The 24939-nt window shown below is 66.8% G+C and carries 18 protein-coding genes and 2 pseudogenes; 13 read left to right on the plus strand and 7 right to left on the minus strand.

Annotated elements, in window-relative coordinates; all coding sequences use genetic code 11:
- Positions 1–245 precede the first annotated feature (245 nt).
- Positions 246–1319, plus strand: a complete 1074-nt coding sequence (locus tag ACK59X_RS00860) for an AI-2E family transporter (RefSeq protein WP_409954564.1) — start codon at positions 246–248, stop codon at positions 1317–1319.
- A 15-nt stretch (positions 1320–1334) separates the two neighbouring features.
- On the opposite strand, the gene ACK59X_RS00865 is transcribed toward ACK59X_RS00860, so the two are convergent.
- The 4 genes from ACK59X_RS00865 to hrpA all read right to left on the minus strand — a co-directional run bounded on the left by ACK59X_RS00865 (position 1335) and on the right by hrpA (position 7205).
- A complete protein-coding gene (locus tag ACK59X_RS00865) occupies positions 1335–2063 on the minus strand; it encodes a pentapeptide repeat-containing protein (RefSeq protein ID WP_409954565.1) in 729 nt (242 codons plus the stop codon).
- Positions 2064–2098: 35 nt separating this feature from the next.
- Positions 2099–2440, minus strand: a complete 342-nt coding sequence (locus ACK59X_RS00870) for an SMR family transporter (protein ID WP_409954566.1) — start codon at positions 2438–2440, stop codon at positions 2099–2101.
- Positions 2441–2464: 24 nt separating this feature from the next.
- Positions 2465–3031, minus strand: coding sequence for a TetR/AcrR family transcriptional regulator (locus tag ACK59X_RS00875; protein ID WP_409954567.1), 567 nt, complete (start codon positions 3029–3031; stop codon positions 2465–2467).
- Between the two features lie 100 nt (positions 3032–3131).
- Entirely contained in the window at positions 3132–7205 is a 4074-nt protein-coding gene (gene hrpA / locus ACK59X_RS00880; RefSeq protein WP_409954568.1) for an ATP-dependent RNA helicase HrpA, read from the minus strand.
- Between the two features lie 190 nt (positions 7206–7395).
- Here hrpA and ACK59X_RS00885 point away from each other — a divergent pair, with 190 nt between their 5' ends.
- The 4 genes from ACK59X_RS00885 to argA all read left to right on the plus strand — a co-directional run bounded on the left by ACK59X_RS00885 (position 7396) and on the right by argA (position 13362).
- Positions 7396–9261 carry a serine hydrolase domain-containing protein gene (locus ACK59X_RS00885; protein WP_409954569.1) on the plus strand — a complete coding sequence of 622 codons (1866 nt, stop codon included), beginning with the start codon at positions 7396–7398 and terminating at the stop codon, positions 9259–9261.
- 329 nt (positions 9262–9590) lie between these two features.
- Positions 9591–9836: a hypothetical protein gene (locus tag ACK59X_RS00890; protein WP_409954570.1), complete on the plus strand. Its 246-nt coding sequence runs from the start codon at positions 9591–9593 to the stop codon at positions 9834–9836.
- An 8-nt stretch (positions 9837–9844) separates the two neighbouring features.
- Positions 9845–11923, plus strand: a complete 2079-nt coding sequence (locus tag ACK59X_RS00895; protein ID WP_409954571.1) for an AAA family ATPase — start codon at positions 9845–9847, stop codon at positions 11921–11923.
- Between the two features lie 92 nt (positions 11924–12015).
- Positions 12016–13362, plus strand: coding sequence for an amino-acid N-acetyltransferase (gene argA / locus ACK59X_RS00900; protein WP_409954572.1), 1347 nt, complete (start codon positions 12016–12018; stop codon positions 13360–13362).
- A 5-nt stretch (positions 13363–13367) separates the two neighbouring features.
- Here the strand turns inward: argA and ACK59X_RS00905 are convergent, their stop codons facing one another.
- Entirely contained in the window at positions 13368–13706 is a 339-nt protein-coding gene (locus tag ACK59X_RS00905; RefSeq protein ID WP_409954573.1) for a hypothetical protein, read from the minus strand.
- A gap of 131 nt (positions 13707–13837) precedes the next feature.
- Here ACK59X_RS00905 and ACK59X_RS00910 point away from each other — a divergent pair, with 131 nt between their 5' ends.
- The 3 genes from ACK59X_RS00910 to ACK59X_RS00920 are packed head-to-tail and all read left to right on the plus strand — an operon-like array spanning position 13838 to position 17325.
- A complete protein-coding gene (locus ACK59X_RS00910; protein WP_409954574.1) occupies positions 13838–15229 on the plus strand; it encodes an alpha/beta fold hydrolase in 1392 nt (463 codons plus the stop codon).
- Between the two features lie 48 nt (positions 15230–15277).
- Positions 15278–16210: a bifunctional enoyl-CoA hydratase/phosphate acetyltransferase gene (locus ACK59X_RS00915; RefSeq protein WP_409954575.1), complete on the plus strand. Its 933-nt coding sequence runs from the start codon at positions 15278–15280 to the stop codon at positions 16208–16210.
- Positions 16207–17325 carry an acetate/propionate family kinase gene (locus tag ACK59X_RS00920; RefSeq protein ID WP_409954576.1) on the plus strand — a complete coding sequence of 373 codons (1119 nt, stop codon included), beginning with the start codon at positions 16207–16209 and terminating at the stop codon, positions 17323–17325. The genes ACK59X_RS00915 and ACK59X_RS00920 overlap by 4 nt, the downstream gene beginning before the upstream one ends.
- A gap of 10 nt (positions 17326–17335) precedes the next feature.
- On the opposite strand, the gene bla is transcribed toward ACK59X_RS00920, so the two are convergent.
- A complete protein-coding gene (gene bla, locus ACK59X_RS00925; protein ID WP_409954577.1) occupies positions 17336–18229 on the minus strand; it encodes a class A beta-lactamase in 894 nt (297 codons plus the stop codon).
- A 117-nt stretch (positions 18230–18346) separates the two neighbouring features.
- On the opposite strand from bla, the gene ACK59X_RS00930 reads away from it, so the two are divergent.
- On the plus strand, positions 18347–19204 hold the full coding sequence (locus tag ACK59X_RS00930) for a LysR substrate-binding domain-containing protein (protein WP_409954578.1): 858 nt from the start codon (positions 18347–18349) through the stop codon (positions 19202–19204).
- Between the two features lie 4 nt (positions 19205–19208).
- On the opposite strand, the gene ACK59X_RS00935 is transcribed toward ACK59X_RS00930, so the two are convergent.
- Positions 19209–20846, minus strand: coding sequence for an HD domain-containing phosphohydrolase (locus tag ACK59X_RS00935; protein ID WP_409954579.1), 1638 nt, complete (start codon positions 20844–20846; stop codon positions 19209–19211).
- A gap of 94 nt (positions 20847–20940) precedes the next feature.
- Here ACK59X_RS00935 and ACK59X_RS00940 point away from each other — a divergent pair.
- The 4 genes and pseudogenes from ACK59X_RS00940 to ACK59X_RS00955 all read left to right on the plus strand — a co-directional run.
- Positions 20941–21933 (plus strand): annotated as a pseudogene (locus ACK59X_RS00940) (rhodanese-related sulfurtransferase).
- Positions 21930–22601: a glutathione S-transferase gene (locus ACK59X_RS00945; protein ID WP_409954580.1), complete on the plus strand. Its 672-nt coding sequence runs from the start codon at positions 21930–21932 to the stop codon at positions 22599–22601. Before ACK59X_RS00940 ends, ACK59X_RS00945 begins: the two are co-directional and overlap by 4 nt.
- A gap of 72 nt (positions 22602–22673) precedes the next feature.
- Positions 22674–23213: a GIY-YIG nuclease family protein gene (locus tag ACK59X_RS00950; protein WP_409954581.1), complete on the plus strand. Its 540-nt coding sequence runs from the start codon at positions 22674–22676 to the stop codon at positions 23211–23213.
- Between the two features lie 402 nt (positions 23214–23615).
- Positions 23616–24411 (plus strand): annotated as a pseudogene (locus tag ACK59X_RS00955) (asparaginase); the annotation flags it as partial.
- Positions 24412–24939 lie beyond the last annotated feature (528 nt).

Raw genomic sequence — 24939 nt, forward strand, 5'->3', positions numbered from 1 at the left:
GCGGGCCGCGGCGTGGGGGGGGGGTGGGGGGGGGGGGGGGGCTGCCAATGCGCGGGGTTTTGGGCTGCCCCCCGCGCACCCCCCCCCCCCCGCCCGGCCCGCGGCGCGACCCCTGGGAGATCGCAAACAGGTTCTAAGCGCAGCCCATATGTATCCGCGTGCCATGGAAATGCAGGGCGCCGCAGCACCTCGCGTACATTGCGGGTACACGCGATAGGGCGGGTATACGTTCTCAACAGGTTCCAATGAGCCCCAACACACTCCAAGACAAGACTTTCCTGCTGCTACTGGTGCTGGTCACCGTGGCCTTCGGCGCCATCCTCTGGCAGTTCCACGGCGCGGTGTTCTGGGGCATGGTGCTGGCCATCCTGTTCGCACCACTGCACCGCAAGGTGCTGCGGCGCCTTCGCCCGCGCACCAATCTGGCTGCATTGATCACCCTGGGGCTGTGCCTGGTGATCGTGATCCTGCCGGTGGCCTTTCTCACCATATCGCTGATCCAGGAAGCCACCGCCATCTACGAGCGCACGCGCACAGGGCAGCTCAATTTCGGCCTTTACTTTCAGCAGGTCATCGCCGCCCTGCCCCAGTGGGCCGTGAATCTGCTGGACCGCTTCAACCTCACTTCGGTGGCGCAGATCCAGGAGCGGCTATCGACCGTGGCGGTGCAGGCCAGCCAGTTCATCGCCACCCAGGCCGTCAGCATCGGCCAGAACACGCTCGAGTTCCTGGTGGGCTTCGGCATCATGCTGTACCTGTTGTTCTTCTTGCTGCGCGATGGTGCGGCGCTGGGCGCGCGCATCGGCCGCGCCATTCCGCTCGAGACCGAGCACAAGCGCCAGTTGGTCACCAAGTTCACCACCGTGATCCGCGCCACCGTCAAGGGCAACATCGTGGTCGCAGCCTCGCAGGGCGCCCTGGGCGGGCTGATCTTCTGGATCCTGGGCATCCAGGGCCCCGTGCTCTGGGGCGTGCTCATGGCCGTCCTGTCGCTGCTGCCCGCCGTGGGCGCAGGCCTCATCTGGCTGCCCGTGGCCATCTACTTCCTGGCCACCGGCGCCGTGTGGCAAGGTGTCGTGCTGATCGCCTACGGCATTGGCGTCATCGGCCTGGTGGACAATGTCCTTCGCCCCATCCTGGTCGGCAAGGACACCAAGATGCCCGACTACGTCGTGCTCATCTCCACCCTGGGCGGGCTGGCCTTGTTCGGCCTCACGGGCTTCGTGATCGGGCCGGTGATCGCGGCACTGTTCATGGCGACCTGGGACCTTTTCTCGCCGGAGCCGGACCAGATCCACAAGCACGAAAACAAGGCCTGACCCGGCCGGCCGGGCTTACATCACCCGCACGCCCAGCTCGCTCACCAGCGCTGCCGCCTGATCCTGCGAGATCACCGCCCCCTTGAAGAACTGCGCCAGGTGGGCGATGCGCAGCCCGGACAGATCGACCTCGCGCAGGTCGGCACCATCGAAGCGCGCGTTCTTGAGGTTGGCGTCGCGCAGGCTGCCACCCTCGAACACCGCGTCGCGGAAATCGCAGCCGCCCAGGTCGGCATCGGACAGGTCGAGCTGGCCGATGGTCTGCTTCCTGAACGACATGCCGCGCAGGTCCGCGCCCACCAGCAGCGAGTCGTGAAACGCCAAGCCCAGCGTGTGTGCCTCGCGAAAGCTTGCGCCGGTAAGCTTGACCTCGGCGAACACGGCAGAGCCGAGCTTGCTGCGTGCCCAACTGGTGTTGTTCAGGTCGCAGCGGTACCAGCGCGCGTCGGTCAGGTCCGCCAGCTGGAAATTGGCCCGCCCGGCGCGGCAGCCCAGCCAGCGGCTGTCGGCGAGGCTCGTCTTTTCAAAAGACGCCTCGGCCAGCGTGCACTCGGTGAACTGCGCCCCGCGCAAGTCCAGCTGCGACAGGTCCGCGCTCTCGAAGTCACATTGCTCGAAATGCAGTGGGCCGGCACCGCGCTCCAACAGGGCCAGCACGTCGGACCGCGCCAGGGTCTGGCCGATGATGGGCACGACCGCAGGCGAGGTGGCAGCGGAGGACGAGCAGGCGAACGAAGCGGTCATGGCATCACCAGAAAATCAGGAAAGAAAGAGCGGGCTCAGTGGCCCACGCTCTTGGAAAAGAGATTCACCACCAGCACGCCCGCAATGATCAGGCCGAGGCCGACCACCGCCGGCAGGTCGAGCTTCTGCCCGTAGACCACCCAGCCCACGGCCGAGATCAGCACGATGCCCACGCCCGACCAGATGGCATAGGCAATGCCGACGGGCAGGGTCTTGAGCGTGAGCGACAGCAGGTAGAACGAGAGGCCATAGGTGACGACCGTGATGGCGCTGGGCCCCAGGCGGGTGAACCCCTCGGAGGCCTTGAGCGCCGAGGTGCCGATCACTTCTGAAACGATGGCAATGCCGAGCAACAGGTAGGCGGTGGTGAGATTCATGGGTACTCGCTTTTGACAGGGTGATCAGTTGCACAGATCCAGCAGGGTCTTCAGCACGCGGGCCTTGCGCGCCTCGTCCATCGGGTACACATCGAGCATCTGGCTGAACCAGTAGCCGTCGGCCGCCAGGCGGCAGGCCAGCAGGCGGTCGGCTGTTCGAGGGTCGTCGCCATCCTGCGCCAGGGCGGCCTGCATCGTTGCGCTCCACTGCTCGCGGCAATGGGGCAAGGTCAGCGCCAGCAGGCCGATGGCGCGCTGCGCCTCCACCCGGTTGCAATCGGTGCCCTCGTCGAACGCCGTGCGGATATAAGCGCGGGCATGCCGGCCCGGCCTGCCCTCCTCTTCCTGGGCCAATGCCTGGGCATAGCCCTGCTGGAACTCCTCGAACAACTGGTCGCTCAAGGCATCGAGCAGCGCCTGTTTGCTGCGAAAGTGGTGCTGCAGCCCCCCTTTGGTCACGCCGGCCCGGGCCGACACCGCATCAAGCGTGACGGCATGGGGCCCCTCGCTCACGAGCAGCCCGCGCACGACCGCCAGCAACTGGCTGCGCACCAGTTCGGGGTGCTTCTGGCGGCGGTGGGCTTCGGTCATGCGGAAAAACAAACCATCTGGATGGAATGTTTATTGTAATGCATCGCCATGCGTTGAAAGCATGCCGATCGGAAAGACCGGATCGGCATGCCCTCCCGCTTCAGCTATTGACCTGCGCCCAGAGCTTTTCCAGCCGCTTCACGCTCACCGGCTGCGGTGTGCGCAGCTCCTGGGCGAAGAAGCTCACGCGCAGTTCTTCCAGCAGCCAGCGCAGCTCCTGCATGCGGCTGTCCACCTGGCCCTTGCGCTCGGCCACCAGGCGCCAGTAGCGCTGCTCCTGCGGACGCAGCTCGGCCAGCTTGGCGGCGTCGCGCGCGGGGTCGGCGCGGTACTTGTCCAGGCGCAGGGTGATGGCCTTGAGGTAGCGCGCGTAGTGGGCCAGTTGTGTCCAGGGCGCGATGGCGATGAAGTTCTTGGGCATCAGCCGGGCCAGCTGCTGCTGGGCGTCCTGCGTGGCCTCGGGGGCGTTCTTGGTGTCCTTGATCTTGCGCGCGGCGGCCGCGAACTCGATGAGGATGGTGCCCGCCAGGCGTGCCACCTCGTTGGCGATCAGGGTCAGGCGACCCCTGCCCTCCTCCATCCGGCGCTTGAAGGCGAACTCGTCGGTGGGCAGCGGGTCGAGCAGAAAGGCGCGGTCCAGCGCCACGTCGATGATCTGGTTGCGCAGCTCCTCCTGCGTGCCGCCGCCCGTACCGTCGGCATTGCGGCCCACCTGCATGTAGGCCACGGCCATCTTCTGCAGGTCGGGGATGTTCTTCTCCAGGTACTTGAGCGCGTCCTTGATCTGCAGCGCGAACAGGCGGCGCAGGCCGGCGCGGTGCTTGGCCGCCGCGACCTCGGGCTCGTCGAACACTTCGATGGTCACGGCATCGCCACCGTCGATCAGGGCCGGAAAGCCGATCAGCGTCTGCCCGGCCTTTCGGATCTCCATCAGCTCGGGCAGCTCGCCGAAGGTCCAGGCGGTGTAGCGCTGGCCGGCCGGGGCGGCGGGCTTGGCGGGCGCCTGCGCAGGCGCAGCCGGTGCCCTTGCCGCAGCCCCCATGCCGGGTGCGGGCGCAGCCGGGGCAAGCGCCTGGGGCGCAGGGGCACCAGCAGCCAGCTTGAGCCCGGCCAGTGCCTGGAAGGCGCCGCGCGCCTTGGCGCCCCACTCGGCCTTCAGGGCACCGAGGTTGCGGCCATGGCCGAGCTGGCGGCCATGCTCGTCCACCACGCGGAAGTTCATGAACAGGTGCGGGCTGAGCATGTCGAGCTTGAAGTCGGCGCGCTTCACGTCCAGCGAGGTCTCGTCGCGCACCTGCTTGAGCAGCACATCGGTCAGTCCGCCCTGGCCGAAGCGCTCGGGCGCACCCAGCAGCTCGGCCAGGCGCGCGGCGTTCTCGGGCAGCGGCACGAAGCGGCTGCGCGGGCGCTGGTGCAGGCTCTTGAGCAGGGCCTGGATCTTGTCCTTGAGCATGCCGGGCACCAGCCACTCGCAGCGCTCGTCGTTCACCTGGTTGAGCACGAACAGCGGAATGGTCACGGTGATGCCGTCGCGCGGGTCGCCCGGCTCGTGCAGGTAGGTGGCGGCGCAGTCCACCCCGCCCAGGCGCACGGTCTTGGGAAAGGCGTTGCTGGTGATGCCCGCCGCCTCGTGGCGCATGAGCTCTTCGCGCGTGAGCTTGAGCAGATCGGGATTTTGGCGCGAGGCCTCGCGGTACCAGGCCTCGAAGCCGTGGCCGCTGCACACATCGGGCGGCAGTTGCTGGTCGTAGAAGGCGTAGATCAGCTCGTCGTCCACCAGCACGTCCTGGCGGCGCGACTTGTGTTCCAGTTCCTCGACCTTGGCGATCAGCTTCTGGTTGGCGGCCAGGAAGGGCAGCTTGCTCTCCCAGTTGCCGCCCACCAGCGCCTCGCGGATGAAGATCTCGCGCGCGGCATGCGGGTCGATCTTGCCGAAATTGATGCGCCGGCCACTGTAGATCACGATACCGTAGAGCGTGGCACGCTCCAGCGCCGTGACCTCGGCCGACTTCTTCTCCCAGTGCGGGTCGAGCAGTTGCTTCTTGAGCAGGTGGCCGCCCACCTGTTCCAGCCACTGCGGCTCGATGGCGGCAATGCCCCGGCCGAACAGGCGCGTGGTCTCCACCAGCTCGGCCGCCACGATCCAGCGGCCGGGCTTCTTGGACAGGTGGGCACCCGGGTGCTTGTAGAACTTGATGCCGCGCGCACCCAGGTACCAGTCTTCCTCTTCGCCCTTGGCGCCGATGTTGCCCAGCAGCCCCGCCAGCATGGACAGGTGCAGTTGCTCGTAGCTCGCGGGCTGGGTGTTGATGGCCCACTTGTGCTCGGTCACCACCGTGAGCAGCTGGGTGTGGATGTCGCGCCACTCGCGCAGCCGGCGGATGCTGATGAAGTTCTGGCGCAGCAGTTGCTCGTACTGGCGGTTGCTCAGTTTGTGCGTGGGTGCAGCCGCACTGGCGACAGCGGCCACGGGTGCAGCAGCGGCTGCCACCGAACGCTGTGCCACCGGCAGATGGGCGTGCGAGGGCGCGCGCTGGTTGGCCATGGCTTTTTGCGCGCGGGCCGAGGGCAGCGTGGGCGCCCCACCCCGGGCCTCGTTGATCCACTTCCACAGCTTGAGGTAGCCGCTGAACTCGCTTTTCTCGTCGTCGAACTTGGCGTGCGCCTGGTCGGCCTGCTGCTGGGCCTCCATGGGGCGGTCGCGCACGTCCTGCACGCTGAGCGCACTGGCGATGATGAGCACCTCGTCCAGCGCCTTGCGGTCGCGCGCCTCCAAAATCATGCGGCCCACGCGGGGGTCCAGCGGCAGGCGCGACAGCTCCACGCCCATGGGCGTGAGCTCGTTGGCATCGTCCACGGCGCCCAGTTCGCCCAGAAGCTGGTAGCCGTCGGCGATGGCGCGGCCCGAGGGCGCCTCGATGAACGGGAACTGCACCACGTCGCCCAGGTGCAGCGACTTCATGCGCAGTATGACGCCGGCCAGCGAGCTGCGCAGGATCTCGGGGTCGGTGAAGCGCGGCCGGGCATTGAAGTCCGCCTCGTCATACAGGCGGATGCAGATGCCATTGGCCACCCGGCCGCAGCGGCCCGCGCGCTGGTTGGCGGCGGCCTGGCTGATGGGCTCGACCAGCAGCTGCTCCACCTTGCTGCGAAAGCTGTAGCGCTTGACCCGGGCCGTGCCCGCATCGATCACATAGCGGATGCCGGGCACCGTGAGCGAAGTCTCGGCCACGTTGGTGGCCAGCACCAGGCGCCGCCCGGTGTGGCCGTCGAAAATGCGGTCCTGCTCGTCCTGCGACAGGCGCGCGAACAGGGGCAGCACCTCGGCGCTGCGCAACACCGGGTGGTGCGACAGGTGCTTGCGCAGGTGGTCGGCCGCCTCGCGGATCTCGCGCTCGCCAGGCAGGAAGATCAGGATGTCGCCCGAGGCATTGCCCTGCCACAGCTCGTCCACCCCATCGGCGATGGCTTCGTTGAGGCCATGGTCGCGCGTTTCCTCGAACGGGCGCCAGCGCTGCTCCACCGGAAAGGTGCGCCCGGACACATAGATGATCGGCGCGGGGCCCTTGCTGGACTCGAAATGCCTGGCAAACCGGTCCGCATCGATGGTGGCCGAGGTCACCACCACCTTCAGGTCCGGCCGGCGCGGCAGGATCTGGCGGATGTAGCCCAGCAGGAAGTCGATGTTCAGGCTGCGCTCGTGCGCCTCGTCGATGATGATGGTGTCGTAGGCCTTGAGCAGCGGGTCGGTCTGCGTCTCGGCCAGCAGGATGCCGTCGGTCATCAGCTTGACCGAGGCGTCGCGCGAGAGCCGGTCCTGGAAGCGCACCTTGAAGCCCACCACGTCGCCCAGCGGGGTCTCCAGTTCCTCGGCAATGCGCTTGGCCACGCTGCTGGCCGCAATGCGGCGCGGCTGGGTGTGGCCTATCAACTGGCCCTTCTGGCCCGCGGGCGCATTGCACTTGCCCCGGCCCAGGGCCAGCGCGATCTTGGGCAGCTGCGTGGTCTTGCCCGAGCCGGTCTCGCCGCAGACGATGACGACCTGGTGACGGCGCATGGCCTCCATGATCTCGTCGCGCTTGCCCGAGACGGGCAGGGATTCGGGAAACGTGATGCGCAGCGGCGCTGCGCGCGGGACGGCAGGCGGGGAAATGGAAGGCGTGGAGTCGGTCATGAAGGCCTGCATTATCCGAGGCCTGCGTTGGCCCCGTGCAACACCGGCCATGCGCGCCAGCCCCATGGACGGCTGTCGTGCAAAAAAAGCCACCCGTGCCGACCCCGAGCAAGGGCTGAAGGGGGTGGTTTTCAGGATGTAATCACCCCCGGCCACATCTTCACGCCGCGCGCAGCCAAAAAACTCCCGCATGCCTTTGCAGCCCCCTGCTTCCACGCCCTCCCCGGACCCGCAGCCGCCCCCCCCATCGCGCCGCGAATGGCTGGCATGGACCGGCACGGCGGCGCTTGCGCCGTGGCTGGCGGGTTGCGGCGGCAGCGGGTCTCCCCCGCCCAACCTCGATGCCACCATGGCCTGGGGGCGCCGCGAGATCCGCCAGGCCATGAAGGCCAGCGAGACACGGGCCGCCTCGATCGCGGTGATGTACGGCGACCGCATCGTCTGGCAGGAGGCCTTCGGGGTGCTGCGCGACAGCCCGGCCACACCCGCGACGCCGGAAACGCGGTTCAACGTCGGCTCGGTCAGCAAGGTGCTTGCGGCGCTGGCCGTGATGATCCTCGTGGACCGCCAGTTGGTGCAGCTCGATGCGCAGGTGGTGCGCTACCTGCCGCGGTTCAGCATGCTGTCGCCCGGCTACCGCGACATCACCGTGCGCCACCTGCTGAGCCACGCCTCGGGCCTGCCCGGCACCTACCTGCACAACATGTTCGCCTTTGCCCCGCTGCCCGGCTACGCGGCCGGGATGGAAGCCGCGCTGGCCGACTTGCACCTCAAGCACCCCCCCGGGGCCATGGCGGTGTACTGCAACGACGGCTTCACCCTCATCGAGCGCATCGTGCAGGCGGTCACGGGCCAGAGCTACACCACCTTCGTGCAGTCCACCATCCTCACCCCGCTGAGCATGGGCCGCTCGGGCTTCACGCTGCAGCCCCTGCCCGAAGGCAGTTTCGCGCCCGGCTACATCGGCCCTGCCCGCCAGGGCCAGGAATTCGTGATGGGCTACGCCACCAGCGGCCTGTGCACCACGCCGGGCGACATGATGCGGCTGGCCGCCCTGCTGATCCAGGGCGGCGAGCAGGATGGGCAGCGCGTGGTCTCCAAGGCCGGTGTGCTGGAGATGGGCAGCGACCAGAACCAGGGCATGCGCATCGACCTCACGCCCGACTGGCACTGGGGCCTGGGCTGGGACAGCACCCGGCAGCCGGGCCTCGCCGCTGCCGGCGTGCGGGCCTGGCACAAGAGCGGTGAAACCAATTTCTACGCCAGCGAGTTCCATGTGCTGCCCCAGGCCGGCATGGCCTTGCTGCTCACGGGCAATGCGCCGGGGTTTCGTCCCGGCCCCATCGCCGAAGGCATTCTGCTGCGGGCCCTGCAGGAGACAGGCCAGCTCCAGGCCCTGCCGCCCAAGGTGAGCACCACCGTGCCGCCGACGGCCACGTCCTCGTCCACGGCCGTCGAAGCCGTGCTCGGCATCTATGGCCGGGCGGCCAAGCCCTTGAAGGTGCTCTCGGCCGACGGCCAGCAGATCGACCTCTGGGTGTGGTCCGCCGCGCTCAGGGATTGGGAACCGCTGAGCGAAGGGCTGCGCCTGCGCAGCGATGGCTGGTGGTGGTCCGATGCCAGGCCCGGCACGCACTACCGCTGGGAAGAAGCTGAAGGCAGGCGCTACCTGATGTCGCGCGAACCTGCGGGCGCCGGGCACTACTGGACCACCACCCCCATGGCCGAGCAGATGCCGCGCGCCAGCGCCCCGCTGCCCGCCGCCTGGGCCGACCGCCTGGACAGCACCTGGATCCTGGCCAACGAGGCGCCCGAATCAATGCTGCTGGCGCTTGGCGGCAAGGCCACCGCCACCCTGCGGGAACTGCCCGAACTGCGCGGCTATCTGTTCTGGGACGACCGGCAGTTCCTGCTACCCCTCTCGGCCGACCGCGCCGGCATGGCGGTGCGGGTGCCGCTCAACGCCGGGCGCGACCTGGTCGAGCTGGTCGTGCAGACGCAGGACCAGCAGGAGTGGCTGTACGCCGCGGGCAGCCTCTACCGCCAGGGCGACTGAACCCAACCCGCCCGGCCCGGCACTGTTCCTTTCACGCGACAGTTGATGGCCTTCGCTGTGGCTGCGGCTTGCCACGGGCGGCGCGGCTCGCCACAATCGCGTCTTCTTTCTTTCAGCCCTGCAGCGCCATGTCGGCCGCCGCTGAAAGCCCTGGAGGTCATCGCTATGTTGGTTCCCTTGTTCGCTCCCGCCTGACCACAGTCCACCGCCCCGGCTGGACTGTGCATTCACGAGTCCAGCCACGGCCAACAAGCGCTCTTTCGCACCCAGTGCGGCGCTCCACAAGCCCTGGCTCCATCGCCGGGGTTTTTTGTTTGTGGAACGCACACATGAGTGCCCAAAAATTGTCCCGAGCCTACGCCCAGGGTGAAATCAAGAAGCTGCGCCGCATGAAGCAGCCCCTGGTGCTGAAGCTCGAATCCTCGGGCCCGCCCCGAAACCCTGTGGCCACCGCGCTGGCCCAGCGCAGCCTGTCCAGCGCGGCAGGCAAGCACATACGCAGCCGCGGGGCCCAGCGCCGCGCGGACAACGTCGCCCTGCGCAAGGCGACCCAAGGCAAGCTGCAAAGCGATTGATTGACGATATGAATCCATTTTCCAACGACGTGCCGCCCCACCTGCGGCACCCCCTGCACCCCACCGCCGCCCTGGCTGCGGGCGGGGCGCCCACCATCGCCGCGCATGCCGCGCCGGCCCCTGTGCACGCCCACGGCGGGCCGGAACTGGCGGGCGCCGTGAGCGCCGCGGACCTGGCCGTGCGCCAGCAGGCCCTGGCCCAGGCGGCCGTGCAGCTCAAGGCCGAGCTCGTGGGCATCGACGACTTGATCGACCGCGTCATCGATGCCGTGCGCGCCTGGTACGTGCTGCCCCAGCTCATCACGCGGCCGGTCATTGTCTGCCTGTGGGGCCTGACCGGCACCGGCAAGACCCAGCTCACGCGGCGCCTGGCGCAGCTGCTGGGTTATTACGACCGCTTCGTGGAAGTGCAGATGGACGGCTTCAGCCACGGCGCCAGCTACCGCAGCTCCACCATCTCGGGCATGCTGGGCGACTCGGGCATCACCGAGGGTGCGCCCGGCATCCTGGTGCTCGACGAGTTCCAGCGCTTTCGCACCGTGGACCGCAAGGGCGAGGACGTCAAGGTCGAGCGCTACCAGGACGTCTGGACCCTGCTCTCCGATGGGCGCCTGCCGCCCGCGCTGAGCGCACTGTCCAACATCGAGCGCAAGCTGGCCGACGCGCACTACGAGGCTGAGCGCGCCGACGACGGCGACGACGACGCGCGCGCAGGCAAGGCGCCCTACCGCTTCCAGCTCGACGCCTGGGACGCGCAGGAACTCAAGCGCATGCTCAAGCTGCAGGAGCCCCTGGCCGAGGTCATGCAGTGGCCGCCGGCCAAGGTGCAGGCGCTGTTCACGCGCTTCCAGCAGTCGCACCACGCCTGGGAGACCGACTACAGCAAGCTCCTGGTCTTCGTCTGCGGCAACCTGGACGAGATGTACCACGAGACCGCCCAGCGCGTGGAGGACTGCGATACCGACGCCGACATCTTCCACCGCCTGACGCGCAAGCTCTCGCTGATCGACGTGAAGAAGGCCTTGGGCGAGCGTTTCAAGCCCGAGCAGATCGCGCGCCTGGGCAACGGGCATGTGGTCTACCCCTCGTTCAGCAAGGCCACCTACGAGCAGCTCATCCGCAACCTGTGTGCGCGCTATGTGGACGACATCGCCGCGCAATGCGGCGTGCGTTTTGCCATCGGGCAGGACGTGCTCGACGAGCTGTATGCCAACGCCGTCTTCCCGGCCCAGGGCACGCGGCCGCTGTTCTCTTCGGTGCACGCCATCCTGAGCGCCAACCTGGTCAACGCCGCGCTGTGGGTGCTGCAGGAGCAACTGCCGCTGGCGCAGGAGTTTCCCATCCAGTTGGCGCCCGGCAAGCGCCACCTACTGGTGCAGGGCCAGGGGCCGCAAGGCGTGGCGCAGACCACCTTCCCGGTGGTGCTGGAGCTCAACCGGCTCAAGCAGCGCGCCAACGCCGACTTCCGCGCCCTGCTGGCAGTGCACGAGGCCGGGCACGGCCTGGCGTACTGCGTGCTGTTCGGCCACGCGCCGCAGGAGGTGAAGATCAACATCGCTTCCTTCGAGGGCGGGTACAACAGCTTCTCCAGCCTCAAGGCCACCACGCGGCAGAACGTGCTCGACATGATGTGCGTGGGCCTGGCCGGACGCGTGGCCGAGGAGCTGGTGTTTGGCGAGATGGCCTGTACCACCGGCGCCGAGCAGGACTACAAGCAGGTGACGGCCGATGCGGCGCGCTACATCCGCCACCACGGCTTTGGCGCACGGCTGGCCCGCACCGACGTAACGGTGGAGATGGACAACCACGTCAACACCGACGTGGGGCCGAGCAACGACGCCATCGAAGCGCTGATGCAGCAGCAGTACCGCCGCGCCCAGGAGTTGCTGCAGACCCACCGCGAGGCCCTGGGCCGCACGGTGGATGCGCTCTTGCGCCAGGGCACCATCGCCCCGGTGGAGATGGTGGCTTTGCTCAAGGACTGCGGCATTGCCCTGGCGCCACCGGCACCGGGCGGCCTGCCCGATGAAGGCCTGGTGCTGGAGCCGTTTGCCGCCAAACTGGGGGCGTTCCGCAAGGGTGTGTGATGCGCCTCGCAGCAGGGGGCGGGGTACGCCCTTATGATGCGCGCCTGCCGATATCCTTATTACACCGGTCGCCCCACCCCTAGCAGCTGCCCATGTCCGCCGTCTTCAATTTCACCTTTGTGCCCTGGTTCCGCTCGGTGGCGCCCTACATCCACAAGTTCCGCAACCAGACCTTCGTGATCGGGCTGACGGGTGAAGGCATCGCCGCGGGCAAGCTGCACAGCATTGCGCAGGACCTGGCGCTGATCCAGGCCATGGGCGTGAAGATCGTGCTGGTGCACGGCTTTCGCCCCCAGGTGAACGAGCAACTGGCCGCCAAGGGCCATGCGGCGAAGTACTCGCACGGCATCCGCATCACCGACTCGGTGGCGCTCGATTGCGCGCAGGAGGCCGCGGGCCAGCTGCGCTATGAGATCGAAGCCGCCTTCAGCCAGGGCCTGCCCAACACCCCCATGGCCGGTGCCACGGTGCGCGTGATCTCGGGCAATTTCCTCACGGCGCGGCCCGTGGGCATCATGGACGGGGTGGACTTCCAGCACTCGGGCCTGGTGCGCAAGGTGGACGTGGCCGGCATCCAGCGCACGCTGGACATGGGTGCACTGGTGCTGCTGTCACCGTTCGGCTTCTCGCCCACGGGCGAGGCCTTCAACCTGAGCATGGAAGAAGTGGCCACCAGCGTGGCCATCGAGCTGCGCGCCGACAAGCTGATCTTCCTGACCGAGGTGCCCGGCATCCGCATGCAGCCCGGCGAGCCCGAGGGCGAGGACAACCCCATCGACACCGAGCTGCCGCTGGCCGCCGCCCAGGCCCTGCTGGCCACCCTGCCCACCGCGCAGAACCCCACCGACACCGGCTTTTACCTGCAGCACTGCGTCAAGGCCTGCAAGGCCGGCGTGGAGCGCAGCCACATCCTGCCGTTCGCGGTGGACGGCTCGCTGCTGCTGGAGGTGTATGTGCACGACGGCATCGGCACCATGGTGATCGACGAAAAGCTCGAGGAGCTGCGCGAAGCCACCATCGACGACGTGGGCGGCATCCTGCAGCTGATCGAGCCCTTCGAGAAAGACGGCACCCTGGTCAAGCGCGACCGCACCGAGATCGAACGCGACATCGCCGCCTACACCATCATCGAGCACGATGGCGTGATCTTTGGCTGCGCGGCGCTGTATCCCTACCCCGAGGCCAAGACGGCCGAGATGGCCGCCGTCACCGTGTCGCCGCAGAGCCAGGGCACGGGCGATGGCGAAAAACTGCTCAAGCGCATCGAGCAGCGCGCCCGTGCCGCCGGGCTGGAGAGCATCTTCGTGCTGACCACGCGCACCATGCACTGGTTCATCAAGCGCGGCTTCCAATCCGTAGACCCAGACTGGCTGCCCGACGCACGCAAGCGCAAGTACAACTGGGACCGGCGCAGCCAGGTGCTGGTCAAGAAACTCTAGTAACGCTAGGTTTCCCTTTTCTCCGGCGCATCCAACTGGTGCCCGATGCGTGGCGCCAGGTGCTGGCGCACATGCTCGGCAATGGCCACCGTGGCATCGCCCCCCAGTTCGCCCACCATCTGACGTGTGACCGCGTAGTGCATGGCCAGCAGGCCGCGCAGCTTCTTGAAGGCCGCTGCGTTCTCGTGGCCGGCCACGAAATTGTCGTTGGCCAGCACACGTTCGGCCACCCCCGGCTCGGCCAGCGGCACCTGGCAGACGATGGCCATCTGGTCGACCTCCAGGTCGATCTGCTGCAGCAACTCCTCCCAGTGAGAGGCGGTGAATCGCTCTTCGTGGTCCATGCAAGGGTCTCCATCGGGGTGGGGGCGCGGCACCAGGAAAGGTGCCACATGCCCATGTTAAGCTGTTTGCTGCACCGCAACAGGTGTCCCGTGCGCCGCCCTCCGCGGGGCACCCTTCTGGGAGCTTTTCCATGTCCGACCACGGCAAGGTTTCGCACGGCACAGGCGCGGCAGCGCCCCTGCCTGCAGAGCACAGTGTGCCCCTCTTCTGGCCCATGGCCGCCGCCTGGCACCTGGGCGAGCAGGCCCTGGCGCTGATGCAGCGCAGCGCCGACTTCGCCACCGAGGCGGCCATCATCGACCACCCGCCCCAGCCCGCATGGGCCACGCCCAACCAGGTGCGGTTGGAACTGGCCACGCTGCGGCTGCGCGAGTTCACCGACAGCACGGCCCAGGGCATCCCCATCCTGGTCGACGCGCCGTTCGCGGGGCACAGCTCCACCATTGCCGACTATGCGCCTGGCCAGAGCCTGGTGCAGGTGCTCATGGCCGCTGGCGCGCCGCGCGTGCTGGTGACCGACTGGAAGAGCGCCACGCCGGCCATGCGCTATTTCGACATCGACACCTACCTGGCCGAGCTCAACGTGGCGGTGGACGACATGGGCGGCCAGGTTCACAAGGGCGTGTCATCACCCATTTCACACCCGCGAAAGCCTGCAGCGCGGTGCATTGCAAGGCGCCCTGAGTGCCGCGTAGCACGACTACGCAAGCAAAGGGCAACGCCGCAATGCGCCGCGCTGCAGGCTTTCCCTTCGGGCTGGCCCCGGCATGCGGCGTCTGCTTTGTCGCACGGTTGGCTGCGCCGCGCTTCGCGCATCCATCCGCATGCCGGGGCCAGCGCGGGGGTGAAATGGGTGATGACACGCCCTATGGGTCTGTGCCAGGGCGGCTGGCTGAGCGCCATGTATGCGGCGCGCTTTCCCGGCAAGGTCAAAAGCCTGGTGCTCGCAGGCTCGCCCATCGACACCGATGCCGGCGATGGCCCGATCAAGCGCCTGGCGCACAGCCTGCCGCTGCAGACCTACCGGGACATGGTGGCCGCAGGCCAGGGCCTGATGCGCGGCAGCCTGATGCTGGCCGGCTGGAAGAACATGCACCCGGCCGAGCAGTACGCCAACAAGTACGCCACGCTGTACCAGAATATCGAGGACAGGAGCCAGGTCGCCCGCACCGAGCAGTTTGAGCGCTGGTACGAGAACCCGGTGGACCTGCCCGGCGCCTACTACCTGCAGGCCATCGAGCAGCTGTTCAAGGAGAACCGCTTTGCCAAGGGGCAGTTCGTCGGACTGGGCCGCACGCTGGTGCTGCGCGACATCACCATCCCCACCTACCTGCTGGGCGGCGAGGCCGACGACATCACCACGCCCGAGCAGGTCTTCGCCGCCGCCGACCTGATCGGCACGCCCAAGCACCAGATTGTGCGCAAGCTGGTGCCCGGCGGGCACATCGGCCTGTTCATGGGCAGCGGAACGCTCAAGGCCGCCTGGCCGGGCATTGCCGAATGGGTATTGGGCCACCGGTGAGGCCGTGCCCTGTACGCTTGGTGCCTTCCTCAACTTCTGTGATGGACGATGAACAGTTTTGATACCGACTCCCTGCTCGCCCACTGCCGCACGCTGGCACCGGCGCGCACCGCCATCGTCCATGCGGTCACCGCCAACGTGCTGCAGGCCGCGCAGGAGGCGCAACAGCATGGGCTGATCACGCCCGTGCTGGTGGGGCCCGCCGCACGCACCCGCGAGGCGGCCGAAGCCGCGTCGGTGGACATATCGGGCTGGCAGTTGGTCGATGCGGAGCACAGCCACGATGCGGCCGCAAAGGCCGTGGCCCTGGCGGCGGCGCGCGAGGTCGATGCGCTGATGAAGGGCTCGCTGCACTCCGACGAGCTGATGGGCGCGGTGGTGAAGAGCGACGCCGGCCTGCGCACCGAGCGGCGCATCTCCCACGCCTTCCTGATCGACCAGGAGAGCTATTCCAAGGCCTTCCTCATCACCGACGCAGCGGTGAACATCGCACCCGATCTGGCCACCAAGGTGGACATCGTGCAGAACGCCGTCGATCTCTGGCATGCGCTGTTCGGCGCGGACATTCTGCCCAAGGTGGCGGTGCTGGCGGCGGTGGAGACCGTCAACCCGAAGATGGTCGCCACGCTCGATGCCGCCGCGCTGTGCAAGATGGCCGACCGCGGCCAGATCACGGGTTGCCTGATCGACGGACCGCTGGCTTTCGACAACGCGATCAGCGTGGAGGCGGCCCGCACCAAGGGCATTGTCTCGGAGGTCGCGGGCAACGCCGACATCCTGGTGGTGCCCAACATCGAGGCAGGCAACATGCTGGCCAAGCAGCTCATCTTCCTCAGTGGGGCGGAGGCCGCCGGCATCGTGCTGGGCGCGCGCGTGCCCATCATCCTGACCAGCCGGGCCGACAGCCAGCGCGCGCGCCTGCTGTCCTGCGCCGTGGCCCTGCTGCTGGCCCATGCGCGCAGCAAGGGGCAGATCAAATGACGCAGCCCCTGGTCCCCGTGCTGCTGGTGCTCAACGTCGGCTCGTCCAGCATCAAGTTCCAGGTATTCGAGCGCGAATCGCTGTCGGTGCTGATGGTGGGCAAGGTGACGGGCATCGGCACCAGCGGCCTGCTGTCGGCCAATCTCGCCGATGCCGAGGCTGCCCCCGTGCGCACTGCCCTGCCTACGGCCGACCACGACAGCGCCATGGCGGCGGTGATCGCCCTCATCGACGAGCACGACGACGGCTGGCGCCTGGCGGCCGTGGTGCACCGCGTGGTGCATGGCGGCGCGGCCTTCCATGCGCCCGTGGTCGTCACCCCCGAGATCCTGGCCCAGTTGCAGGCGTTGGCCCCGCTGGCCCCCCTGCACCAGCCGCACAATCTGGCCGGCATTGCCGCATCGCAGCGCCTGGCCAGCCATGCGCTGGACATCGCCTGCTTCGACACCGCCTTCCATGCGCGCATGGGCCCGCTGTTCCAGGCCTTTGCCCTGCCCGGCAAGCTGCGCGACCAGGGCGTGCGCCGCTATGGCTTCCATGGCCTGTCGTACGAATGGCTGGCCCACGATTTGGCCCGCACCCGCCCCGACCTGGGCCAGGCCCGGGTAGTGGCCGCCCACCTGGGCAACGGCGCCAGCCTGTGCGCCATGCAGGGCGGGCGCAGCGTGGACACCACCATGGGCATGACCGCCCTGGACGGCCTGCCCATGGGCACGCGCAGCGGCGCCATCGATGCCGGTGCCGTGCTCTACCTGCAGCGCGAACTGGGCATGGATGCGGACCAGGTCGAGCACCTGCTGTACCAGGAGTCGGGCCTCAAGGGCCTGTCGGGCGTGAGCAGCGACATGCAGGCCCTGCAGGCCAGCGCCGACCCGCAGGCGGCCTTTGCCATCGACTACTTTGCTCTCAAGGTAGCGCAGTACACGGCCATGCTGGCGGTGTCCATGGGCGGCATCGATGCGATGGTGTTCACCGGCGGCATCGGCGAGAACGCCGACACCGTGCGCGCCGCCATCCTGGCCCGGCTGCCCATGCTGGGCAACTTCGAGACCCTGGTCATCCCCGCCAACGAAGAGAAGATGATGGCCATGCACGCAAAGCAGTTGCTGGGCTGACTGGGCTGACCTACGCCGCCAGCGCCCACTGCGCCACCAGCGCGCCGATCTCGGCCATGGCCGCATCGCGCTGTTCGGGCGGGGCCTCGCCGCCGGTCAGGTAGCAGCTCACAACGATAGGCTTGCGCTCGGGCGGCCAGAACACGCCCGCATCGTTGCTGGTGCCGCGCGATGCGGTGCCGGTTTTCTCCCCTGCCTTCCAGCCCTCGGGCAGGCGGGCGCGCAGGCGCTTGTCGCCGGTCTTGTTGGCCAGCAGCCAGCCCTGCAGTTTTTCGCGCGAGGCGGGCGACAGGGCTTCGCCCAGCGCCAGGGCCTGGATGCAGTGCACCATGGCCACGGGGGTGGTGGTGTCGCGCGGATCGCCGGGCTTGGCCTCGTTGAGCGCGGGCTCGATGCGGTCCAGCCGCGTGAAGCTGTCGCCCAGCGAGCGCACATAGGCCGTGAGGGCCGGCGGGCCGCCATTGCTCGCCAGCAGCAGGTTGGCGGCGGTGTTGTCGCTCAAGGTCATGGTGCCGGCGCAGAGCTCCTCCACCGTGAGGCCTGCGCCATCGGCGTGCGGCTCGGTCACGGGCGAGTAGGCCACCAGGTCCTTCTTGGCGTAGGTGATGCGGCGGTCCAGCTTGTCGTGGCCCTGGTCCACGCGGCGCAGCGTCTGCGCGGCCAGCAGCAGCTTGAAGGTGCTGGCCATGGGAAAGCGCTCGCCGCCCCGGTGCGCGATCTGCCGGCCGGTATGGGTGTCGAGCGCGGCCACGCCCACACGGCCGCCCACGCTGGCCTCGATGCGCTTGAGCGCTGCCTGCCACGCGGTATCGGCCGGCGAGGCACTGTTTTTCTGCGGGCTGGTCTGGGCCCAGGTGGCCAGGGGAAGGAGGCCGAAGGCGGCCACGAAGTCTCGTCGTTGCATTTGATTACTTATGAAGTGGTTGTCAGGAATGGGTGCAACGATACCCAGGTCGCCGGCAAAGCACCATCGACAATAATCGCCCGCAGACCCAAGAAAAACTTCTGGATACTTTTTTCCATGCACCTGCCGCTCAACGCCCTGCGCGCCTTCGAGGTGTCGGCCCGCCACCTGAACCTGACGCGCGCCGCCGACGAGCTCCACGTGAGCCAGACAGCCGTGAGCCAGCACATCCGCAACCTCGAGGACCGGCTGGGCAAGCCGCTGTTTCGCCGCCTGCCCCGGGGCCTGGCGCTCACAGACGAAGGCCACGCGCTGCTGCCGGTGCTGAGCGAGGCCTTCGAGCGCATTGCCGCAGCCCTGGAGCACATGAGCGATGCGCGCCCGCGCGAGGTGCTCACCGTGGGCGTGGTGGGCACCTTTGCCGTGGGCTGGCTGCTGCCGCGGCTGCGCGACTTTCAGCACGCCTGCCCGTTTGTGGACCTGCGCCTGCTGACGCACAACAACCGAGTGGACATGGCTGGCGAGGGTCTGGACTACGCCATCCGCTTCGGCGACGGTGCCTGGCACGGCACCGAGGCGCAGTGCATATTGCACGCCCCCATGACGGCCATGTGCGCCCCCGCCCTGGCACACCACCTGCGCCACCCGGCCGACCTGGCGCGCCAGCCGCTCTTGCGCACCTACCGCGTGGACGAATGGGCCGCCTGGTTCGACGCTGCCGGCGCACCCTGCCCCGTGGTGCGCGGCGCCGTGTTCGATTCGTCCCTCACCCTGGCCGAAGCCGCCGTGCAAGGTGCCGGCGTGGCGCTGCTGCCGGTGAGCATGTTCACACGCGAGCTGCAACAGGGGCGGCTGGTGCGCCCGTTTGCGCTGGAGCTGCAGCACGGCGCCTATTGGCTTACGCGGCTTAAGTCGCGCACGCCTAGCCCGGCGATGGAGGCATTCCACCGCTGGTTGATGGCGCAAGTCGGATGAAGGCTCAGCCCAGGGCCTTGGCGATCACCTCGGCCGGGATTTCGTCCACCTGGGCGGGCTCCAGAAATTCCTTGCCATAGCGCGCATAGACGCCCTCGCGCACGAACACCTGGAACAGGTCGGGGTCGATGTGGCCGTTGTCGCGCATCTTGCACATGATGGCCAGCGCCTGCGACAGCGTCATGCCGCTCTTGTAGGGCCGGTCGGCGGCCGTGAGCGCCTCGAAGATGTCGGCAATGCCCATCATGCGCGCCTGCACCGACATCTGGTCGCGCGTGAGGCCGCGTGGGTAGCCCTTGCCATCCATGCGCTCGTGGTGGCCGCCCGCGTACTCGGGCACGTTCTTGAGGTGGCGCGGCCAGGGCAGCGTCTCCAGCATCTTGATGGTGGCGACGATGTGGTAGTTGACGGTGTCGCGCTCGGCCTGCGTGAGGGTGCCCGAGCGGATGGTCAGGTTCTCCACCTCCTCGGCCGTGAGAAAGCTGGTCTGCACGCCCTGCGGGTTGCGCCACTGGCGCGCGGCCGAGATATCGCGCACGCGCTGCTGGTCTTCGGCGCGCATGGCCTCGGCGCCCTGGTTGCAGCGGCGCATGAACTCGCGCTCTTCCTCCAGCGTGTGGATGCTGTGCTGCAGGCCCTGCAGCTCCTGTGCCTCGGCAGCGGCGTCCACCACGGGGCGCAGCGCCAGTTGGCGGCGCAGCGCGGCCAGCTCGGCATCGCGCTTGAGCACCTCGAAGCGCGTGTCCACCAGGCCGATGCGGTCGTACAGGGTCTGCAGCTTGGTGGCCTTGTCCACCACGTGCACGGGCGTGGTGATCTTGCCGCAGTCGTGCAGCAGGCCCGCCATCTTGAGCTCGTAGCGGTCGCGCTCGGTCATGGTGAAGCCAGCGAGCGGCCCTTCCTGCGTGGCGTTCACGGCCTCGGCCAGCATCATGGTCAGCGCCGGCACGCGCTGGCAGTGGCCGCCGGTGTAGGGCGATTTTTCGTCGATGGCCAGATTGATCAGGTTCACGAACGACTCGAACAGGCGTTCGAGCTGGGTGATGAGCAGCCGGTTGGTCAGCGCAATGGCCGCCTGCGAGGCCAGCGATTCGGCCAGGCTCTGGTCTGCCACCGAGAACTCTGTGACCTCGCCCGTCTCGGGGTCGCGCGCATTGATGAGCTGCAGCACGCCGATGAGTTCGCGGTCGTGGTTGCGCATGGGCACGGTGAGAAACGACTTGGAGCGGTAGCCCGTGCGCTGGTCGAACAGGCGCGTGCCCGAGAAGTCGAAGCCCTCTTCGCTGTAGGCATCGCCCACGTTCACCGTGCGGTCGTGGATGGCCGCGTACGCCGCCACCAGCGAATCGTTGGGCGAGCCATCGGCGTTGCGCAGCGGCAGCTGCGGAAAATCGATGGGCCGCCCCGTGGTGCCGCCCAGGCGGATGTCAAGCGAATCGGTGCGCACGATCTCGAAGGTCAGCGCATCGCCCTCCTCCGTCACGCTGTACAGGGTGCCGCCGTCGGCCCCGGTGATGGCCTTGGCGGCCTCCAGGATGTTCTCCAGCAGCCGGTCGATGTCGCGCTCGCGCGAAAGCGCCGCACCAATGCCGTTGAGCTGCTCGAGCCGGCGAAAAAGGTGGACGGTGGATTCCTTGCTCATGAAGCGACCCTGGCTGCAACGTTGGCGACCACCCATCGTAACCAAAAGTGACCGCTATCATCAGCCTTTCCGTCCTGTTTTACACCTCGCCTCCGTGCAGTCCGTCACCCCCCGCATCCTTACCGCCGCCCTCTACCAGTTCGTTGATTTGCCGGACTTTGCAGACCTGCGCGACCCGCTGCAGGCGTTGTGCGACACCCACAGCGTGCGCGGCATGCTGCTGATGGCGACCGAAGGCATCAACGGCACCATTGCCGGCCCGCCCGAAGGCGTGCACACGGTGCTGGCCTGGCTGCGCAGCGATGCGCGCTTTGCCGCGCTGCAGCACAAGGAGGCCCTGGGCGATCGCCAGCCCTTCTACCGCATGCGCGTGCGCCTCAAGCGCGAGATCGTGACCCTGGGCGTGCCCGGCCTGAACCCCGCGCGCAACGCCGGCACCTATGTGAAGCCCAAGGACTGGAACGCCCTGATCGCCGACCCCGCAGTGGTCGTGGTCCACACGCGCAACGACTACTAGGTGGGCATTGGCAGCTTAGAGCGCGCCATCAACGCGCACACCAGGATCTTTGCGGAGTTTCCGGCCTGGGTGGCCCAGCAGTCCGCCCCCGGCGGCGTGCTCGAAGGCAAGCCGCGCGTGGCCATGTTCTGCACCGGGGGCATCCGCTGCGAGAAATCGACCGCGCTGCTCAAGTCGCAAGGCTTCGACGAGGTGTACCACCTGCAAGGCGGCATCCTCAAGTACCTGGAGACCGTGCCCGAGGATGAAAGCCTGTGGCATGGCGACTGCTTTGTCTTTGACGAGCGCGTGTCGGTAGGCCACGGCCTGGCACCCGGCCACCACCAGCTGTGCCGCTCGTGCCGCATGCCGCTGGGCGAAGCCGAACTGGCATCGCCCCACTACGTGGCCGGCGTGAGCTGCCCCTATTGCCACGGCACCCGCACGCCCGAGCAGGAACAGGCCCTGGCAGAGCGCGAACGGCAGATGCAACTGGCCAAGGCACGCGGCGAGGAACACATTGGCGCCCGCCAGCCGGGTACGCCGCCCCGCGGCGGGGGCGGCGGCGGGGACGAAGGCGGGCCGGCATGAGCGCCCTGCCCGTCCTCTACTCCTTTCGCCGCTGCCCCTATGCCATGCGCGCCCGCCTGGCCCTGGCCGTGAGCGGCCAGGTGTGCGAACTGCGCGAGGTGGTGCTGCGCGCCAAGCCCCAGGGCCTGCTGCAGGCATCGCCCAAGGCCACGGTGCCCGTGCTGGTGCTGCCCGATGGCCAGGTGCTGGAGCAGAGCCTGGACATCATGCGCTGGGCGCTGGGGCGCAACGATCCAGAAGGCTGGCTCACGCCGAGCCTTGGGGACGAGGCAGGCATGCTGGCGCTGATCGCCGAATGTGATGGCCCCTTCAAACAGGCGCTGGATCGGTGCAAGTACCCGGGCCGGTATCCCGAGGCCGATGGCGCGCTGGCACGTGTGCAGGCTGTGGAATGGCTGCAGGGGCTGGAAGTGCGGCTGGCTGACCAGCCGTTTCTGTTTGGCGACCATGCTGCGCTGGCCGACATGGCGATTGCGCCGTTTTGGCGGCAGTTTGCGGGCATCGATGCCGATTGGTGGGCGGCGCAGCCGTGGCCGCGGTTGCAGGCCTGGCTGGCGCAATGGCAGGCGAGCGCGTTGTTCGAAGGTGTGATGCCCAAGCTGGATGCGTGGGTGGATGGGACGGAAGGCGTGCGCTTTCCGTTCAAAAAAGTGATGGTCGTATTCTGAGCCTCCGTCCCAGAGTTGTCGGGCGATTCGCACGACCGAGTCCAAAAATTTCTCAATGTACCGTGATGCCTTATGTCGATTGCAGATTTTCCAGGCCTTGAACCGTTTTCTCTCGGTGCAGATCAAATGGCGGACGTTCAAACTAGGTTTGCTTTGGTTCTTTCCGATGCAAGGCTCACCATTGTCAGTAAGCAGGACGTTAGTACCGCCGCAGCCAGGGTGCAAAATGGCCCAGGCGTTTACTTTTGGACGATGGGCGCCGGTGGTCACAATTATCGAATTTATGTAGGAAAGACGAAGTCTCTAGCGCGTCGCGTCTCGGACTACATGAAGAATTTTCAGGCTCACTCGCCCAATGACTACAAGATCCGAGTCTTTCAGCAAACCATACTAGAGAAATATCCCGAAGCACAGTTTAGGCTATACTTCGCCGCAGCGTCCCTGGAGACGTACACCCAAATCGAGAATGAATTGATTCTACGACTCGATCCACTTCTAAATCGCCGCGCATCAGCAGGTGCCGAAGCAAGAGAATCTTTTCGCAAAGCGTTTGAAGCGTACTATCGCGCAGGATTTGAGGATATTTTAACTCGGCCGCACATAGCACCCTAATAATCACAATAGCTTTAATTTTCTGTTTAGAGGTGCTTAGGCTTGAAGCACAACACCTGAAACCCCGGTGATTTGTACAGATGACTTCACGATATACGCACTTGCAGACAGAAGATAGCCTTACAGTGGATTCTCTTTTGTAGCGGGGCTAAAGCCAGCGATCTATTGCCCGCCTCCTCCATTTGCCGTGAGCTTTCCCGCAATGGTCCTGCATCTGATGGCTATGCCTCTAAGCCCGCCCAGGCAGCCGGCGTGGCACGCCACATATCTGGCCGGCCTGTGCCCAAGCTGGGGTAAAGAGTCAGGCCTTGCAATCCGCATCTAGCCCATTGAAGCTCCCCTCGACTATTTCGAGTCTGCGAAGGAGTTGCGACCATAGGCTAGAGAAGGCGAAAGGCAAGATCTGACGCCATCCAGACACTGGCCAGGCCCAAGATCGGCGGCGTGGTGATCGCTCAGAGCCGACACCACGGAAGAGAGGGCCTACTGGCTGGACCTGACCGTCAAGTCCGACAAGCCGGTGGTCATGATCGGCGCCCAGCGCAACGCCTCGTCGCCCGACTTCGACGGCCCGCGCAATCTGCTCAATGCCATCCGCATTGCCACCACCCCCGAGGCCACCGGCAAGGGCGTGATGGTCGCCATGAACAACCAGATTAACGCCGCGCGCAGCGTCACCAAGACGCACACCGGCAACGTGGAAACCTTCAAGTCCGGTGACTTCGGCATTCTTGGTGAGGTGTGGGACGACAAGATGGTCTTCTCCCGCGCCCCGCTGCGCCGCCAGCACATCGCCTTCGGCACCGCCGAAATGCCCCGTGTCGAAATCCTAGCATGTTCGGCGGCGCGGACGGTTCATTGATGCGCTACGCCGTGGACCAAGGCGCCAAGGGCATCGTAGTGCAGGCTGTGGGCATGGGCAACATGAACGTCTCGATGTTCGAGGCGGTGAAGTACGCTCTTTCCAAGAGCGTGCCGGTGGTCATTTCCACCTGCGTGCACACGTGGCCGCACGTGCCCGCTGTATGGGTTCCAGGGTGGTGGCAAGACTACTTTCGAGGCGGGTGCCGTGATGGCGGGAGATTTGAGCCCGCAGAAGGCGCGGTTGCTGCTTATGCTGATGCTGCACCAGGGGAAGGGAGCAAGGCGGAGTTTGAGCGGTGAACTTCCGAGATATAGCGGTGGGATTGCGTCGTGATGCACATGCTCTCGCGCACGGGCTTGCGACTCAATACTGTTGTTCACTCGTGTCGAACGACCTATTGGCGCAAGTTGTACGCTGTCAATGCTCATAGAGCAACCACTGTAGCGAGACATGTGTGCATCGACGAAAGGAGCGTGTCCACCTCAACGTCATTGGCTGGAAACGTGCCCGCCTCGTGAAGAAAGGTGTTCCGTTTTGATACGATAGCAGCCTGAAAATGCGTTCGCTGCGTGCCTGATATTTTTCCAAGCCCCACTATCGTATGCTTCTGTAGTGCATGAAGATACCCTCCCATTGCATTCGGCGGTTGCTTACCCGGCTCTTGGCACCCATGATGTTGAACAAATGCCTTTAACCCTGAGTCCAATGCGCGGGCACTATGGAGTACTTCGAGTATTCGACGACGGTTTGGATTGCGAATCCTCCCTGCTTGATGCACTGCGTCAAACTCGTCAATTACGACTATTCCAACTGGACTCGTGCCAACACAGGATCCAGCAAGTATCGCTTGCAGTGTTCGAA

The sequence above is a fragment of the Acidovorax sp. genome, assembly GCF_046339755.1.
Lineage (GTDB): Bacteria > Pseudomonadota > Gammaproteobacteria > Burkholderiales > Burkholderiaceae_C > Acidovorax.